This is a genomic window from Leifsonia sp. P73 (assembly GCF_051059105.1).
Classification (GTDB): Bacteria; Actinomycetota; Actinomycetes; order Actinomycetales; family Microbacteriaceae; genus Leifsonia.
This window is the reverse complement of record NZ_CP194931.1, coordinates 3,802,275-3,816,598: the sequence shown is the minus strand read 5'-3', so window position 1 is coordinate 3,816,598 and position 14,324 is coordinate 3,802,275. Positions and strand designations below refer to the sequence as shown.

12 protein-coding genes are annotated in these 14,324 nt (G+C 70.9%); 2 read left to right on the top strand and 10 right to left on the bottom strand.

All coding sequences use genetic code 11. From position 1 onward, the window contains the following. Positions 1 to 208 precede the first annotated feature (208 nt). From ACQ86L_RS19600 to ACQ86L_RS19570, 7 genes are all read right to left on the bottom strand, one after another. Positions 209 to 1,576, bottom strand: a complete 1,368-nt coding sequence (locus ACQ86L_RS19600; RefSeq protein WP_434316878.1) for an NAD-dependent succinate-semialdehyde dehydrogenase — start codon at positions 1,574 to 1,576, stop codon at positions 209 to 211. A 96-nt stretch (positions 1,577 to 1,672) separates the two neighbouring features. Next, the gene (locus tag ACQ86L_RS19595) at positions 1,673 to 2,938 is read right to left on the bottom strand and encodes an NAD(P)/FAD-dependent oxidoreductase (protein WP_434316877.1); all 1,266 of its coding nucleotides are present in this window, start codon (positions 2,936 to 2,938) and stop codon (positions 1,673 to 1,675) included. 198 nt (positions 2,939 to 3,136) lie between these two features. Continuing rightward, positions 3,137 to 4,759, bottom strand: coding sequence for a dipeptide ABC transporter ATP-binding protein (locus ACQ86L_RS19590; protein ID WP_434316876.1), 1,623 nt, complete (start codon positions 4,757 to 4,759; stop codon positions 3,137 to 3,139). Next, positions 4,756 to 5,622: an ABC transporter permease gene (locus tag ACQ86L_RS19585; RefSeq protein WP_434316875.1), complete on the bottom strand. Its 867-nt coding sequence runs from the start codon at positions 5,620 to 5,622 to the stop codon at positions 4,756 to 4,758. Before ACQ86L_RS19585 ends, ACQ86L_RS19590 begins: the two co-directional genes overlap by 4 nt. Continuing rightward, positions 5,619 to 6,587: an ABC transporter permease gene (locus tag ACQ86L_RS19580; protein WP_434316874.1), complete on the bottom strand. Its 969-nt coding sequence runs from the start codon at positions 6,585 to 6,587 to the stop codon at positions 5,619 to 5,621. Before ACQ86L_RS19580 ends, ACQ86L_RS19585 begins: the two co-directional genes overlap by 4 nt. Continuing rightward, positions 6,574 to 8,223, bottom strand: coding sequence for an ABC transporter substrate-binding protein (locus ACQ86L_RS19575; protein WP_434316873.1), 1,650 nt, complete (start codon positions 8,221 to 8,223; stop codon positions 6,574 to 6,576). The genes ACQ86L_RS19580 and ACQ86L_RS19575 overlap by 14 nt, the downstream gene beginning before the upstream one ends. 47 nt (positions 8,224 to 8,270) lie before the next feature. Next, a complete protein-coding gene (locus ACQ86L_RS19570) occupies positions 8,271 to 9,953 on the bottom strand; it encodes an amidohydrolase (protein WP_434316872.1) in 1,683 nt (560 codons plus the stop codon). Positions 9,954 to 10,060: 107 nt separating this feature from the next. Between ACQ86L_RS19570 and ACQ86L_RS19565 the strand changes: the two genes are divergently transcribed. Further along, the gene (locus ACQ86L_RS19565; protein WP_434316871.1) at positions 10,061 to 10,735 is read left to right on the top strand and encodes a TetR/AcrR family transcriptional regulator; all 675 of its coding nucleotides are present in this window, start codon (positions 10,061 to 10,063) and stop codon (positions 10,733 to 10,735) included. A 128-nt stretch (positions 10,736 to 10,863) separates the two neighbouring features. On the opposite strand, the gene ACQ86L_RS19560 is transcribed toward ACQ86L_RS19565, so the two are convergent. From ACQ86L_RS19560 to ACQ86L_RS19550, 3 genes are all read right to left on the bottom strand, one after another. After that, positions 10,864 to 11,157 carry a hypothetical protein gene (locus tag ACQ86L_RS19560; RefSeq protein ID WP_434316870.1) on the bottom strand — a complete coding sequence of 98 codons (294 nt, stop codon included), beginning with the start codon at positions 11,155 to 11,157 and terminating at the stop codon, positions 10,864 to 10,866. Then, the gene (locus tag ACQ86L_RS19555; RefSeq protein ID WP_434316869.1) at positions 11,085 to 12,155 is read right to left on the bottom strand and encodes an APC family permease; all 1,071 of its coding nucleotides are present in this window, start codon (positions 12,153 to 12,155) and stop codon (positions 11,085 to 11,087) included. The genes ACQ86L_RS19560 and ACQ86L_RS19555 overlap by 73 nt, the downstream gene beginning before the upstream one ends. A 102-nt stretch (positions 12,156 to 12,257) precedes the next feature. After that, on the bottom strand, positions 12,258 to 12,638 hold the full coding sequence (locus tag ACQ86L_RS19550) for an SHOCT domain-containing protein (RefSeq protein WP_434316868.1): 381 nt from the start codon (positions 12,636 to 12,638) through the stop codon (positions 12,258 to 12,260). A 186-nt stretch (positions 12,639 to 12,824) separates the two neighbouring features. Between ACQ86L_RS19550 and ACQ86L_RS19545 the strand changes: the two genes are divergently transcribed. Next, positions 12,825 to 14,306 (top strand): anaerobic C4-dicarboxylate transporter family protein, encoded by a 1,482-nt coding sequence (locus tag ACQ86L_RS19545; RefSeq protein ID WP_434316867.1) that lies wholly within the window; start codon positions 12,825 to 12,827, stop codon positions 14,304 to 14,306. Positions 14,307 to 14,324: the final 18 nt, after the last annotated feature.

The window sequence follows — 14,324 nt, the reverse complement described above, 5'->3', positions numbered from 1 at the left end:
TTGCACGGGGAAAGGGTCCCGCCGATGGTGAGGAACTGTCAAGACCGCCCGTTCCACCCCGCCCCGCCCCAACCCTCCTGCAGGAGTTCTGCGACCGACGCGCCGCGGATCTCCTTCCCAACCCCGTTCAGAAGGAGATCTGTGACGTTTCTCCTGTACAACACAGGAGGCCGGCCGCGCGACGCGACCGGCCTCCTGTGGACAGAACTCAGCCGCCGATGCGGATGAGCTTCTTGTTGACGAACTCGTCGGCGCCGAAGCGGCCCAGCTCGCGGCCGGAGCCGGAGCGCTTCACGCCGCCGAAGGGCAGCTCCGCGCCGTCGGCGAGCACGACGTTGACGAAGACCATGCCGGCCTCGATCTGGTCGGCGACCCGGAGGGCCTGCTGCTCGTCGGTCGTGTAGAGGTACGAGCCGAGGCCGAACGGGGTGTCGTTGGCGATGCGCACGGCGTCCGCCTCGTCCTTCGCGCGGAACACCTGCGCGACCGGTCCGAAGAACTCCTCCTTGGAGGCCGGGTTCTCCGGGGTGACGTCGGTGAGCACGGTGGTCTCGAAGAAGGCGCCGTTCCGCCCGCCGCCGCGCACCAGGGTCGCGCCGTTGGCGACGGCGCGCTGCACCTGCTCGTCGAGACCCTCGGCCGCCTTCAGCGACGAGAGCGGCCCGAGGGCCGAGCTCTCGCTGGTGGGGTCGGTGGCCTCGACCTCGGCGAGCTTGGCGGTGAACTTCGCGAGGAACGAGTCGTACAGCTCGTCCGCGACCACGAAGCGCTTGGCCGCGTTGCAGGACTGGCCGCTGTTGTCGAGGCGCGCGTCGACCGCGTTCTGCACGGTCGCGTCCAGGTCGTCGGTCGACAGCAGGATGAACGGGTCGGACCCGCCCAGCTCCAGTACGACCTTCTTGAGGTTGCGGCCGGCGATCTCGGCGACGGCCGCGCCCGCACGCTCCGAACCGGTCAGCGAGACGCCCTGCACGCGCGGGTCGGCGATGACCTTCTCGATCTGGTCGTGCGACGCGTAGATGTTGACGTACGCGCCCTCCGGGAAGCCCGCGTCCAGGAACATCCGCTCGATCGCGGCGGCCGACTCCGGGCACTGCTCGGCGTGCTTGAGCAGGATGGTGTTGCCGATGATCAGGTTCGGGCCGGCGAAGCGGGCGACCTGGTAGTACGGGAAGTTCCACGGCATGACGCCGAGCAGCACGCCCAGCGCCGACCGGCGCACGACAGCGGAGCCGGTGCCGTCGAGCAGCTGGATGGGCTCGTCCTTCAGGAACTCCGACGCGTGGTCGGCGTAGTACTCGTAGATCGCGCCGGCGAAGTCGACCTCGCCGAGCGCCTGCTCGATCGGCTTGCCCATCTCGCGCACGATGATCTCGGCCAGCTCCTGGCGACGCTCGACGTGCAGCTCACCGACGCGGCGCACCAGGGCCGCGCGCTCCTCGACCGTGGTCGTCTTCGACCAGGTTCGGTAGGCGTTCTCGGCCGACGCGATCGCGGCCTCGAGACCGGCGTCGGTGATCGTGTCGAAGGTCTTGACCGTTTCGCCCGTGGCGGGATTGGTCACGGCGTAGCTCATGTTGCTCCTTATTCCTACAGTGACGGGGTCGTGGCCCTGGGTGATCGGGGCGGAGAAGCCCCCGAGAAGACACTACGGGTCCGGTGTCGGCTCGCGCTACGAGTCGAAGCCGAGCCCCAGCGCATCCAGGGTCTTCTGGAGGACGTTGCGGCGTCCTTCGTTGTGGTCGGCGCGGTTCAGCGCCCACCGGCTCAGGTTGATGCCGGTGCTCGCCAGGGGCTCCGGCGGGAACGGGCTCGGCTTGCTCCTGACCATCTTCAGGTCGGTCAGCTCGGTCGGCGTGCCGCCCAGGAGGTCGAGCAGCACGCGCGCGGCGAACCGCGTGCTCCCGACGCCGAGCCCGGTGAAGCCGCTCGCGTAGGCGACGCGTCCCGCGCGGGCCGTGCCGTAGAACGCGCAGAACCGGCTGCAGGTGTCGATCGCGCCGGCCCAGCGGTGCGTCGCCCGGATGCCCTCCAGCTGCGGGAAGGTCGTCAGCAGGTGGCCGGCCAGCCGCTCGAAGGTCGCGCTGCGCTCCTCGTAACCCGGCTCGACCCGGCGGCCGTAGTGGTAGACGGCGTCGTAACCGCCGAACAGCAGCCGGTTGTCGCGGGACAGCCGGTAGTAATGGAACTGGTTGGCCATGTCGCTGAGCCCCTGCCGGTTGCTCCAGCCGATGTCCGCGAGCTGGGTGTCGCTCAGCGGCTCGGTCATCAGCACGTAGTCGTAGACCGGGACGGTCATCAGCCGGTTGCGCTTCAGCAGCGACCGGAACACGTTGGTCGCGAGCACCACGCGGTCGGCGGTCACGACTGTGCCGTTGACCGGCAGGCGCACCGGGCCGGAACCGTCGGTCTCCACGCCGCCGACCGGCGAGCCCTCGTACAGTTCGACCCCGAGCGCCTCGCAGGCGTCCGCGAGGCCGCGGGCCAGCTTGGCCGGGTGCACGAGGGCGGCGTCGCGGCGGTTCCAGACCCCGGCGAGGTAGGTCGGCGAGTCCACCTCGTCGCGCACGGCCTCCGCGTCCAGGAACTCGCCGTCACCGCCGGCCGCGGCCTCCTCCGCCCAGGCGACCTGATGCGGCTCGACCGCGACGTTCAGCAGCCCGGTGCGCTCGAAATCGGCGTCGACGCGCAGTTCAGCGAGCGTCCGCTCGATGGCGTCGAGGTTCTCCCGGCCGAGCTGCTGGAGGCGGTCGAAGTCCTTCGGAAAGCGGCCCCGGCCGTTGACCTCGCCGTGCGTGAGGCTGGCCTCGCAGAAGCCGCCGTTGCGTCCGGAGGCCGCCCAGCCGATCCGCTCGGCCTCCAGCAGCACCACGCGCCGCCCGGGATGCTCCTGCTTGGCGAGCAGCGCGGTCCAGAGGCCGAGGTACCCGCCGCCCACGACCGCCAGGTCGGCGCGGAGCGGCTCCTCGACGGCGGGCCGCCGGGCCGCGGGAGCGTCGGCGATCCAGAACGAGCCGTGCTCGCTGCCCTCCAGGAGGCGCGCGACGGCGGAGGCGGAGGGGCGTGCCGTTCGAAGACGGTCGTGTGGGGCATGGAGCTCCTGTCGAAGGATGGATGGATGGATGGGTGCGGCGGCTCAGGAGACCGGGTCGGGCTCCGCCCGCGGGACCGAGTCGAGCAGCAGGCGCGTGTACGGGTGCTTCGGGTCCGAGAGCAGGTCGACGGTCGCGCCGCTCTCGACGATCTCGCCGGAGCGCATCACGACCGTCCGCTCGCAGACCGTGCGCACGACGCCGAGGTTGTGGCTGATGAACAGCACGGTCAGCCCGCGCTCGCGCCGGAGGTCGGCGACCAGTTCGAGCACCTGCGCCTGAACCGAGACGTCGAGCGCGCTGGTCGCCTCGTCCATGACGAGCAGCGCCGGCTCGATCGCGAGCGCGCGGGCGATGGCGACCCGCTGCCGCTGGCCGCCGGACAGCGTGCGCGGCAGCGCCTGCGCGTGCGCCTCCACGAGCCCGACCCGGCCGAGCAGTTCGAGCACCTGCGCGCGGGCGTCCGTCGCGCTCAGGCCGGGGCGGTGGAGGCGCAGCGCGTCCTCCACGGCCCGGCCGGCGGTCATCCGCGGGTCGAGCGAGAGGTACGGGTCCTGGAACACCATCTGCACGCGGCGCGCGTGCCGCAGCCGGTCGGCGCGGGTGCGCGGACGTCCGGCCTGGGCGACGCCGTCGATCTCGACCGTCCCGGAGTCCGGCTGTTCGAGGCCGACGATCATCCGGGCCAGCGTCGACTTGCCCGAGCCGGACTCCCCGACGACGCCGAGCGCCTCCCCGGACGGGATCGCGATGCTGGCGCCGGCGACCGCGCGGACCGGCCCCCGGCCGCGCACCTCGTAGGTCTTGGCGAGGTCGTGCACGTCCAGCACGGGAGGCGCGCCGGCTGCGGCCCGCTCGCGCGGCTCGTCCCCGGTCACCTCGATGGTGGGCGTCGCCGCGACCAGCCGCTGCGTGTACGGATTCGCGGGCTGACGGAGCACACGTGCCGCCGATCCCTGCTCGACGACCTTCCCCTCGCGCATCACGTAGACGCGGTCGCAGAACGCCGCCGCGAGGGTGAGATCGTGGGTGATGAACAGCATCCCCATCGCGCGCCGGTCGCGCTGCTCGGCGAGCACGTCGAGGATCTGCGCCTGCGTCGTCACGTCGAGGGCCGTGGTCGGCTCGTCGCAGACCAGCAGCTTCGGCGATCCGGCCAGCGCGCCCGCGATCATCACGCGCTGCAGCATCCCGCCGGAGAATTCGTGCGGGTACTGCCGCAGGTGCTGCCCGGGATGCGGCAGGTGGACGGCCTCCAGCAGCTCCACGGCGCGGGCCCGGGCCTCCGCCGCCGGACGGCCCTCGCCGAGCCGCAGGGCCTCGGTGAGGTGGTCGCCGATCGTGCGCATCGGGTTGATCCCGGCGCGCGGGTCCTGGAACACCATCGCGGCAGTCGTGAGGCGCAGCCTGCGCAGGTCGGCGCGGCTCGCGGTGAGCACGTCCGCGCCGTCGAGCCTCACGGAGCCGGTCGTCTCCGCTCGTTCGGGCAGGAGGCCGAGCACCGTGCGGGAGGTGATGGACTTGCCGGAGCCGGACTCCCCCACCAGCCCGACGGTCTCACCGTCCGCCACCGCGAGGTCGATGCCGTCGAGCAGGCGCCGGCTCGTTGCACCCTTGGCGGTCGCGGGGAGGTCGAGGGTCAGCCCGGAGATGTCGAGCAGGGTCATGGCAGGGTCCTTCCGCCGATCCGGTCCGAGAGCTCCTCGCCGATCACGTTCACCGCGACCACGGCGATCACCACCGCGACGGCAGGGACGATCGCAGGCAGGAAGTACCCACCGGCGACACCGGCCTGTGCCTCGTTGATCATCGCGCCCCAGTCGGCCGTCGGCGCCTGGACGCCCAGCCCGAGGAACGACAGGCCGGCGAGCTCGGCGAGCACGTAGCCGAAGTTCAGCGTGGATTGCGCGCCGACTGTGGGCGCGACGTTCGGCAGAACGCGCCGCACGGCGATCCACGAGCCGGCGAACCCCTGCACCCGGTACGCCGAGACGTAGGGGCGGGACCGCTCCGTCGCCACGAGCTGGCGCGTCAGCCGCGCCACGAACGGCGAGTACGCGATGCTCATCGCGATCACCGGGGCCACCAGTCCCTTGCCGAACAGCGCGACCGCCATGATCGCGATGAGCAGCGATGGGAACGCGAACAGCACGTCGAAGACGCGGGCGAGCGTGGCGTCCAGCCACCCTCCCCGCCAGCCGGCGACGAGCCCGAGGACGATGCCGAGCAAAGTGGAGGCGATGACGACCAGCAGCGGCCCGAGCAGCGCCGTGCGTGCGCCGAAGATCATCCGGCTGAGAGTGTCACGGCCGAGCGCGTCGGCGCCGAGCCAGTGCGCCGGACTCGGGTTCGCGTACACGGCGGAGAAGTCGACGTGGTCGGGATCGTAGGGCGCGATGAACGGAGCGAAGACCGCGGCGAGCGCGATCACGGCGAGAACGACGAGCGCGACGGTGAAGCCGAGCCGCGCGGGCCTCCGCACGGTCGAGCGCATCACCTTCAACGCGAGGGTCGGAGTCGGGGCGCTCATCGTCCGGCCTCCCCCGCCGCCGCACGTGGGTCGATGACCGGCTCCAGGAGGTCGACGATCGCGTTGACCACGATGAACGCCGTCACCACGAACAGCACGATCGCCTGCACGACCGGGAAGTCCAGCCGGTCGACCGACTGCACGAGCAGCGAGCCCATGCCGGAGATGCCGAACGCCGACTCCACGATGGACGTTGCGACCAGGAGGCCGGCGACCAGCATGCCGCTCACCGTCACGATCGGGCCGATGGCGTTGCGGAAGACGTGCCGCCGCACGACCGTGGCGCGCTTCAGGCCGCGACTGGTGGCGACCTCCACGTGCTCGCGGCCGAGCTGCTCGACCATCGACATGCGCGTCACCTTTCCGATCAGGACCACGAAGACGATCGCCAGCGCGATCGAGGGGAGCACCAGGTGGTAGGCCATGTCGAGGAGGCCGGTGCCCGAACCGAACGCGGGGAACCAGCCGAGCTGCACGGCGAAGACCGCGATCAGCACGATGGAGCCCACGAACGACGGGATGGCGCCCAGCACGGTCAGCAGGGTCAGGGTCGCCCGGTCGGCGATCCTGCCGCGGTTGAGCGCGGCGACCGTGCCGGCGAAGAGGCCGACGACCGTGATCATCAGACCGGCCATCACGACCAGCCCGAGGGTCACCGGCAGCCGGTCGCCGATCACCGTGGCGACCGACTGGCGGTACTGCAGGGAGCGGCCGAAGTCGCCGTGCAGCATCCCGCCGACCCAGTTGAGGTACTGCTGCCAGGGCGGCAGGTTCAGGCCGAACTCGGCGGTGACCTGGGCCACCGCCTCCGGGGACGGCTTGCGCCCCCGGAGGAGGAAGCCCACCGGGTTGCCCGGAACCAGGAAGCGCGAGAAGAAGACCAGGAGCGAGGCGAGGAACAGCGTCAGCAGGAGCGAGCCGAGCTTGCCCGCGACCCGCCGCGCCGTCGCCTTACCGCGCGCCAATCGTGGCCGCCCACGGGTAGTAGAGGAACGCGACGGACGGCGCCACCCCGGTGATCTTCTTGCCGACGAACACGGTCATCGGCCCCTGGAAAAGCGGCAGCCACGGGAGCTGCTGGTTGGCGATCTTCTGCAGCTGGGCCGACGTCTCGGCGCGCGCCTTCGGGTCGGCGGTCCCCACGGCTTTGTCGACGAGCGCGTCGAACGACGGGTCGGACCAGTTGCCGTAGTTGCTGAACTGGCCGGTGCGCAGCACGCCGTACATCTCCAGCGGGTCGGGCGTGGAGAGGTACCAGGAGGTGTAGAACAGGTCGACGCCCTGGCGCGCGGTCGGGTCGGAGAACAGCGTGGTGTACGAGTCGGGCGTCATCGTCTGGATCTTCGCCTTCAGGCCGATCGACTCGGCCGCCGCGGCCGTGGCCTGGGCGACGACGCTGAAGTCGGCGCCCATCGGCGCGGTGCGGATGGTGATCGTCTTGCCGGTCGCTCCGGCCTTCTCGACCAGCTTCTTCGCCGCGGCGACGTCGTACTTATACGAGTCCAGTCCGCTGAACGCCGCCTTCCTGGTGGCGTCGGACGCCTGGCCCCACACCGACTCGGTGGTGAGCGCGTTCGTGACCGAGCCGTAGCCCTTCACTGCAGCGTCCACGATGCCCTGCCGGTCCATCGCCATCAGCAGCGCTTTGCGGACGTCCAGGTCGCCGAGGACGCCTTTCAGGTTGCCGACGATCAGGCTGCCGACCGCGGTGTTGAGGCCGAAGTAGAGCTTCCCCGCGCTGGTCGAGTTCAGCTTCTGGATGGCCTCGGTCGGCACCATCCAGCCGCCGTCGACCTGGCCGGACGTCAGCGCGTTCACCCGCGCGTTCGGGTCGGTCATGAACAGGATGGTGACCGTGCCCGCCTTGGCCCTGAGCTTCGGGTCCCAGTACTTGTCGTACCGGGTCAGCGTCACCGACTCGCCCGACTTCCACGAGGTGAGCTCGAACGGCCCGGTGCAGTTGACCAGTCCGGTCGAGTTGCCGTAGTTCTTGCCCTTCGCCGCGAGCGTGGCGGCGGACTCCACGACGCCGGCGGCGCCGCTGATACCGAGGTTGAACTGCGAGTCCGGCTTGGTCAGGGTCACCGTGACCTCCATCGGCCCGGTCTGGTCGATGGACGCGACGTTCTGGTAGACGGAGAACCAGGACGACCCGACCGCGGGGTCGAGGTGGCGGCGCATCGACGCGACGGCGTCGGCGGCGGTCATCGGGGTGCCGTCGTGGAAGGTGACGCCGGGCCGCAGCTCGTACACCCACGTCGTCGGCGTCGGGTTGCTGTACGACTCGGCGAGCCCCGGGGAGATCGTGTAGTCCGGGTTCAGCCGCAGCAGCGACTCGCAGACGTTGGAGAGCACCTGGTTGTCGGAGTAGTCGAACGCGTACGCGTAGTCGAGCGAGTACGGCTCCGAGTACGAGACCCAGGTGAACGAGCCGATGTCGCCGGAGGGCCTGGGGGTCTGGGCGGTGAGCTGATATGACGGATGGGCGCCGGACGAGGAGGCGCCGGAGCCGGCGGGCGAGCACGCGGCGAGCGCGAGCCCGGTGGCGAGGACGGCGGCCGTCGCGAGGACGAGACGGCGTCGGGTGCGAAGTCGAGGCATTGCGTGATCCTCCTGTGCGGTGGGGGCGGGTTGGCGGGCGGGGATGGTCAGGCGGTCGCGGCGACCTGGTCGCGGACGTAGACGGGCACGCCGCCGACCCAGGTGGAGACGACCGTGCTCTCGTGGATGCGGTCGGCGGGCACCGCGAACGGGTTCGGCTCGATCACGACGAGGTCGGCGCGGTATCCGGGGGCGATCGTGCCGGTGTCGTGGTCGCGGTGGTTCACGTACGCGGAGCCCGAGGTGTAGGCGGCGAACGCGGTGGAGAGGTCGAGGCGCTGCCGCTCTCCCCCGAGCGGGGCGTCGGCGGACCCCGGCGAGACGCGGTTGACGGCGATGTGGATGGCGGCGATCGGGTCGGCGCTCGACACCGGCCAGTCGCTCCCGGCGGCCAGCCGGGCGCCGGCCCGGTCGAGGTCGCCGAACGGGTACTGCCGTTCCTCCAGGCCGTCCCGGAGGAAGGGCAGCGTCAGCTCGTCGAGCTGCGTCTCGTGGCACGCCCAGAGGGCCTGCAGGTTGGCGACGGCGCCCAGCTCCGGGAAGCGGGCGGCGTCCTCCTCGGACACCACCTGGAGGTGCGCGAGGTGGTGCCGGCCGTCGCTCGCGCCGTTGGCGTCGCGCGCGGCCTCGACGGCGTCCAGGGCCTCCTGCACGGCGCGGTCGCCGAGCGCGTGGAAGTGCACCTGGAAGCCGAGCCGGTCGAGCTCGGTGACGTAGTCGGCGAGCCGCACCGGGTCGATGAACGACAGCCCGGAGTTGGCCGTCTCGTGGCCGTGCGCGTCGAGGTACGGCGACTTCATCGCCGCGGTGAAGTTCTCGGCGACGCCGTCGACCATGATCTTGACCGTGCCGAGCGTGAAGCGGTCGTCCCCCAGCCGCTCGAACTCGTCGCGCCGCTCCACGATCGCGTCGACCTGCTCGGCGCCGGTGTCGCGGAGCCACCACTGCGCGCCGCGGACGTGCGCGATGAGGGTGTCCTCCTCCAGCGCGCGGCGGTAGGCGGGGAGGTTGGCGGGCATCGAGGCGACGACGCCGATCATGGCATCCTGCCAGCCGGTGACGCCGAGCTTCAGCAGTTCGCTCTGGGCGCGCAGCAGTCCGGCGTAGGCGAGGTCGGCGTCGATGGGCGGCTTGACCGTGTCGAACAGGTCGCCCGCGCCCTCGTGGAACGTGCCGGCCGGGAACCCGTCCGCCTCCCGCTCGATGCGCCCGTCCACCGGGTCGGGCGTGCTCGCGTCGAGCCCGGCGAGCCGGATCGCGGCCGTGCTGGCCCACAGGCTGTGGTGGTCGCGACTGGCGACGAGCACCGGTCGGTCGCCCACCACGGCGTCGAGGAGGCCGCGCACGGGGGCGCCGCCCGGGAAGTGGTCCATCGACCAGCCGCCGCCGAGGATCCAGGCGCTCGCGTCGTCCGTGACGGGATGCTCCGCCGCGTACTCGGCGACCCGGCGCAGCGTGTCCGCCGCGTCGGCCGAGTCGGCCAGCGAGCACTGCAGCAGCTCGACGCCGCCGCCGACCGGGTGGATGTGCGCGTCCTGGAAGCCCGGGCTGAGCAGGGCGCCGCGCAGGTCGACCACCTCGGTGGCCGGGCCGCGGTGAGCCTCCGCCGCCGCCTCGGTCACCAGCCCGAGGATGCGGCCGTCGCCGATCAGCACGGCATGGCCGGCCAGCGGCTGCCCTGTCCCGGTGAAGATCTGACCCCCGGTCAGGATCACGTCTGCGTCGGCCATCGCCCTGGTTCCCTTCGTCTTCGAGTGGATCGAGGCGATGCTAGAAGACTTTCAACACCAATGTCAACACTGCTGACATTGCTGTTGGCATGGGCTAGTGTTGGCTCGTGACTGAAGCGATGACGCACGACCACTCGAAGCGCCTCGATCGCGCCACGATCGTGAGGGCCGGCCTGGAGATCGCCTCCAGCCCGCGCACCACGACGATCTCCATCCGCGCGCTCGGCACCGCGCTCGGCGTCGACCCGACCGCGGTCTACCGCCACTTCCGCGGCAAGGACGACCTGATGAAGGCCCTGCTGGACGAGGTGCAGGCAGTCGCGCTGGCCCAGCTGTCAGACGTCGAGGGCGACTGGCGCGACCGCCTCCGCGCCCTCTCCCGCGCGACGCTCGACACCTTCGTCCAGTACCCGGCGATCGCCCTGGAGGCCACGGTGCTCACCACCAACGGCCCGGCGGAGCTCGCGACCATCGAGTACATCCTGGCCGCCTTCGCGGAGGCGGGTCTCAGCCGCTCCGACCTGGTCCGCCACTACGCGCTGTTCGCCTCGTTCGTGCTCTCGGAGGCCGCCGGCATCGCCCGCGGCCGCACCGCCCCGTCGGCGACCAGCGACGACACCCGCGTCAGCAACGCCTGGTTCGAGGGCCCCCTCCTGGTCGACCCGCTGACCCACTCCCACATCGCCTCCGTCGCCGCGGACCTCCGCGACCTCCGCGACGAGGACATCTTCCGCATGGGCGTCGACGCCATCCTCGACTCCGCCACCCGCGCCGCCCCCTAACCCCTGCTCCCCGCTCCCCCGCCCCTCTGCCCCCGCTGGCAGGAGTTCCGGCGTCGACACCCCAACGATCTCCTGCCGACCACCCTTCGGAAGGAGATCCAGCTGTGTCTTCCTTTCGACGCGCGCGCTCACGCAGCGCGCGCACTCCGCCCGCGCGTCGCCGCCTTCCACCCGAAGTCGATCACCACCGCCAGCACCAGGATCCCGAGCAGCGCGAACGCCGTCTTCGGCTCGTTCACGAGGGTGGTCGTGCTGAAGATCACGAACGTCCCGAGCGTGGCCAGCAGGCCGACGATCAGCACCACCACGTTGCCGCCGGTCTCGTGCCGGATGCGGAGGTGGCCGACGCTCACCGCCGAGAACACCAACAGGGCGACCGCGCTGCCGATGGAGGCGATCGCGTTGAGGTTGAAGAACGACACCAGCACGATCGCCAGCACCGCCATAACGACCAGCCCGGCCGGGAACGGCCCCACTTGCGGCCGAAGAACGGCGGGAACTGGCCGACCCGCGCCAGGTGCTGCGTCATCCCGATCGACGGGTAGAGGCCGGCGTTCACCGCGCCGGTCGTCGAGAACAGCGCCGTCACCACCATGAGCACGTACCCGGCCTGCCCCAGCACCGGCTTGGCGGCCTCGGCGAGCGCCGTCGACCCGTACTGAACCACCTGGTCGGCGGTGAGCGTGCCGAACACGCCGAGCGACACGGCGACGTACACCGTCGTGGCGATGAGCAGCGCGAAATAGATGGCCCTCGGCAGCTGGCGCGCCGGGTTCGGGAGGTCCTTCGCGGTGAACGTGATGACGCCGAAGCCGAGGAACGCGAAGAACGTCAGCGCGACGCTGGAGATGATGTGCTGCAGACCCGGATAGCCGGACGGCGCGAGGAGGGCCGGGTTCCAGGTCGCGATCGTCACGACCGCGAACAGCACCAGGATGACGAGCACGACGCTCACGATGACCGACTGCACGCGCGCCACCGCGGTCGAGCCGATGGTGTTGAGCCCGCTCATCACCAGGATGAGCAGCACGCCGAGCACCTTCGCCCAGAACGGGTCGTCGTGCGCCACGACCGAGCTCGCGTAGCTGCCGAACGAGGACGCGATCATCGCGACCACGATCGACCCCGCGGTGAAGAACAGCCACGCCCCGATCCCGGCGACGTGGCCCTCCCCGTACCCCTTCGAGAGGAACGTCAGGATGCCGCCGCCCGAGGGGTACTTGGAGCCGAGCTTCGCGAACGAGTAGCCCTGCAGGAGGGCGATGATCCCCGCGATCAGGAAGGACAGCCAGACCGCCGCGCCGGCGACCGCGCCCGCAGCTCCGAGGAGGGCGAAGATTCCCGCCCCCACCATCGAGCCGACCCCGATGTAGGTCGCCTGCAGCACCGTCATGCGCTTGGCGCCCGTCGTCGAACTCATCCGCGGCCTCCGATCCCCTCCCCATCGGCGTCCGACAACGGGCGCCGCTGCGCGTGGGGTTGAACCGTCGCGGCGCCCGGAGCCGGTGATCCGGCGTGCGCGCTAGCCGAGCGCGCGCGCCTTCAGGTGCGCGAACTCGTCCTGCGAGATCGCGCCGGCGTCCAGCAGTGCCTGCGCCTTCGCGATCTCGTCGGCCGGGCTCGCCGTGGAGGTGACCTCGCGGATGTGCGCGTCCACCGCCGCCTGCGTGTCGACGGCCTCCTTCATGTTGCGCTCCGCCATTCCGCGGCCGCGCGCGATGAGGTAGATCAGCGCCGTGAGGAAGGGCACGAAGATCAGGAAGATGATCCACACCGCCTTCCACCAGCCGTTGAGCTTCTGATCGCGGAACAGGTCGCCGATGATCGCGAACAGCGCGAACAGGTATGCGACGAACGCGAAGCACCAGAAGAACAGCCAGACCGTACTCCAGAAGTTGCTCATTTCGGTTCCTCCCCTCCACCGCCGGCCCTCTGACCGGCGACCGGAATGTAACCCCGTCCCGACGCTTCTGGCTACACCCGGTTTTTGCCCTATTCCCATCGCAGGCCGGGTGATGCATCCTGTGGCCGGACGGGGACACAGCGCTGGGGAGACGGCGCTGGGGGGACGCCACAGGGGAGGCCGATCATGGAAATCGCCTTGGTCATCATTCAGGGGTGCGTCGTCATCGGCGCCATCGTGCTGGGGGTCAGGACGGGCGGGATCGGCCTCGGGCTGTGGGGCGTGGTCGGCACCGCGATCCTCGTGTTCGTCTTCCGGCTGCCGCCCGGGTCGCCGCCGATCGACGCCTTCTTCATCATCATCGCCGTGATCACCGCGTCCAGTGCGATGCAGGCCGCGGGCGGCATCGACTACCTGGTGTCGATCGCGTCGAAGATCATCCAGCGCAACCCGAGACGCCTCACCTACGTGGCTCCGCTCGTCGCGTTCGTCTTCACCGTGCTCTCCGGCACGTCGAACATCTTCTTCGCGCTCATCCCGGTCATCTACGAAACCGCGTACCGCAACGGCCAGCGCCCGGAGAAGGCGCTCGCGGCCTCCACCGTCACGTCGGGCCTCGGCATCACGGCGAGCCCGGTGTCCGCGGCGATGGCCGCCTACCTGGTGCTGATGGAGTCGAAGGGCTTCGGCCTCCCGCAGGTGCTGGCGATCACCATCCCGTCCGCGATCGTCGCGTGCATCGTGACCTCGTTCGTGCAGCAGCGGATCGGCAAGGAGCTGCTCGACGACCCGGTGTTCCTCAAGCGCGTGGACGCCGGGACCGTGGAGGTCCCCGCCGCGCTGGAGCGCCGGTACGAGCAGCAGATCGGCCGCGCGGCGCCCGCCGAGGCGACCGCGGGCGGCGAAGCAGCCGGCACTCCCGGCACCGCCCCCACCGCCGTCGCCACGAAGCCGCCGCGCGGGGCCGGCCGGCTCTCGAAGGAGGAGGCATCCGCGATCGAGCACCCGGTCCCGCCGGGCGGCGCGACCGCCGCCTGGATCTTCGTCGCCGGCACGCTGCTCGTGGTGCTGCTCGGCCTGTTCCCGTCGCTGCGCCCGGCCTTCCCCGACGCGGAGGGGAACCCGCAGCCGCTCGCCATGGCGATCGTGATCGAGATGGTGATGTTCACCGTCGCCCTCGTCATCATCCTCGTCCGCCGGGTCAAGCCGTCGCTGGTGGTCGAGCAGCCGCTGCTGAAGGCCGGCTACGTGGCCGCCGTGGCGCTGTTCGGGATCGCCTGGATGGCGGACACCTTCATCTCCGCCAACGAGGAGACGATCATCAAGCCTCTCGGCGAGCTCATCCAGGCGAACCCGCTGCTGCTGGCCGTGGCGCTGTTCATCGTCTGCGGCCTGACGACCAGCCAGTCGGCGACCACCAACACGCTCATCCCGATCGCGCTGACCGCCGGGCTGGCCCCCGGAGTGATCACCGCCATGTGGCCGTCGCTGATCGGCGTCTGGCTGTTCCCGGCCAACGGCTCGCAGATCGCGTCGGTGGAGACCGACCGCACCGGGTCGACCAAGCTGACGCAGGTGCCGATCTGGCACTCCTTCACCATCCCGATGCTGGTGTCCTGGGTCGCCGTCGTGGCCTCCGGCCTCCTGATCCAGCTCGTCGTCCACTGACCGCCGCATCCCGGAGGA

Coding starts and splice junctions, on each gene's coding strand:
- ACQ86L_RS19600 (WP_434316878.1), bottom strand. CDS start 1,576: ATGAGCTACGCCGTGACCAATCCCGCCACGGGCGAAACGGTCAAGACC.
- ACQ86L_RS19590 (WP_434316876.1), bottom strand. CDS start 4,759: ATGACCCTGCTCGACATCTCCGGGCTGACCCTCGACCTCCCCGCGACC.
- ACQ86L_RS19585 (WP_434316875.1), bottom strand. CDS start 5,622: ATGAGCGCCCCGACTCCGACCCTCGCGTTGAAGGTGATGCGCTCGACC.
- ACQ86L_RS19575 (WP_434316873.1), bottom strand. CDS start 8,223: ATGCCTCGACTTCGCACCCGACGCCGTCTCGTCCTCGCGACGGCCGCC.
- ACQ86L_RS19570 (WP_434316872.1), bottom strand. CDS start 9,953: ATGGCCGACGCAGACGTGATCCTGACCGGGGGTCAGATCTTCACCGGG.
- ACQ86L_RS19555 (WP_434316869.1), bottom strand. CDS start 12,155: ATGAGTTCGACGACGGGCGCCAAGCGCATGACGGTGCTGCAGGCGACC.
- ACQ86L_RS19550 (WP_434316868.1), bottom strand. CDS start 12,638: ATGAGCAACTTCTGGAGTACGGTCTGGCTGTTCTTCTGGTGCTTCGCG.
- ACQ86L_RS19545 (WP_434316867.1), top strand. CDS start 12,825: ATGGAAATCGCCTTGGTCATCATTCAGGGGTGCGTCGTCATCGGCGCC.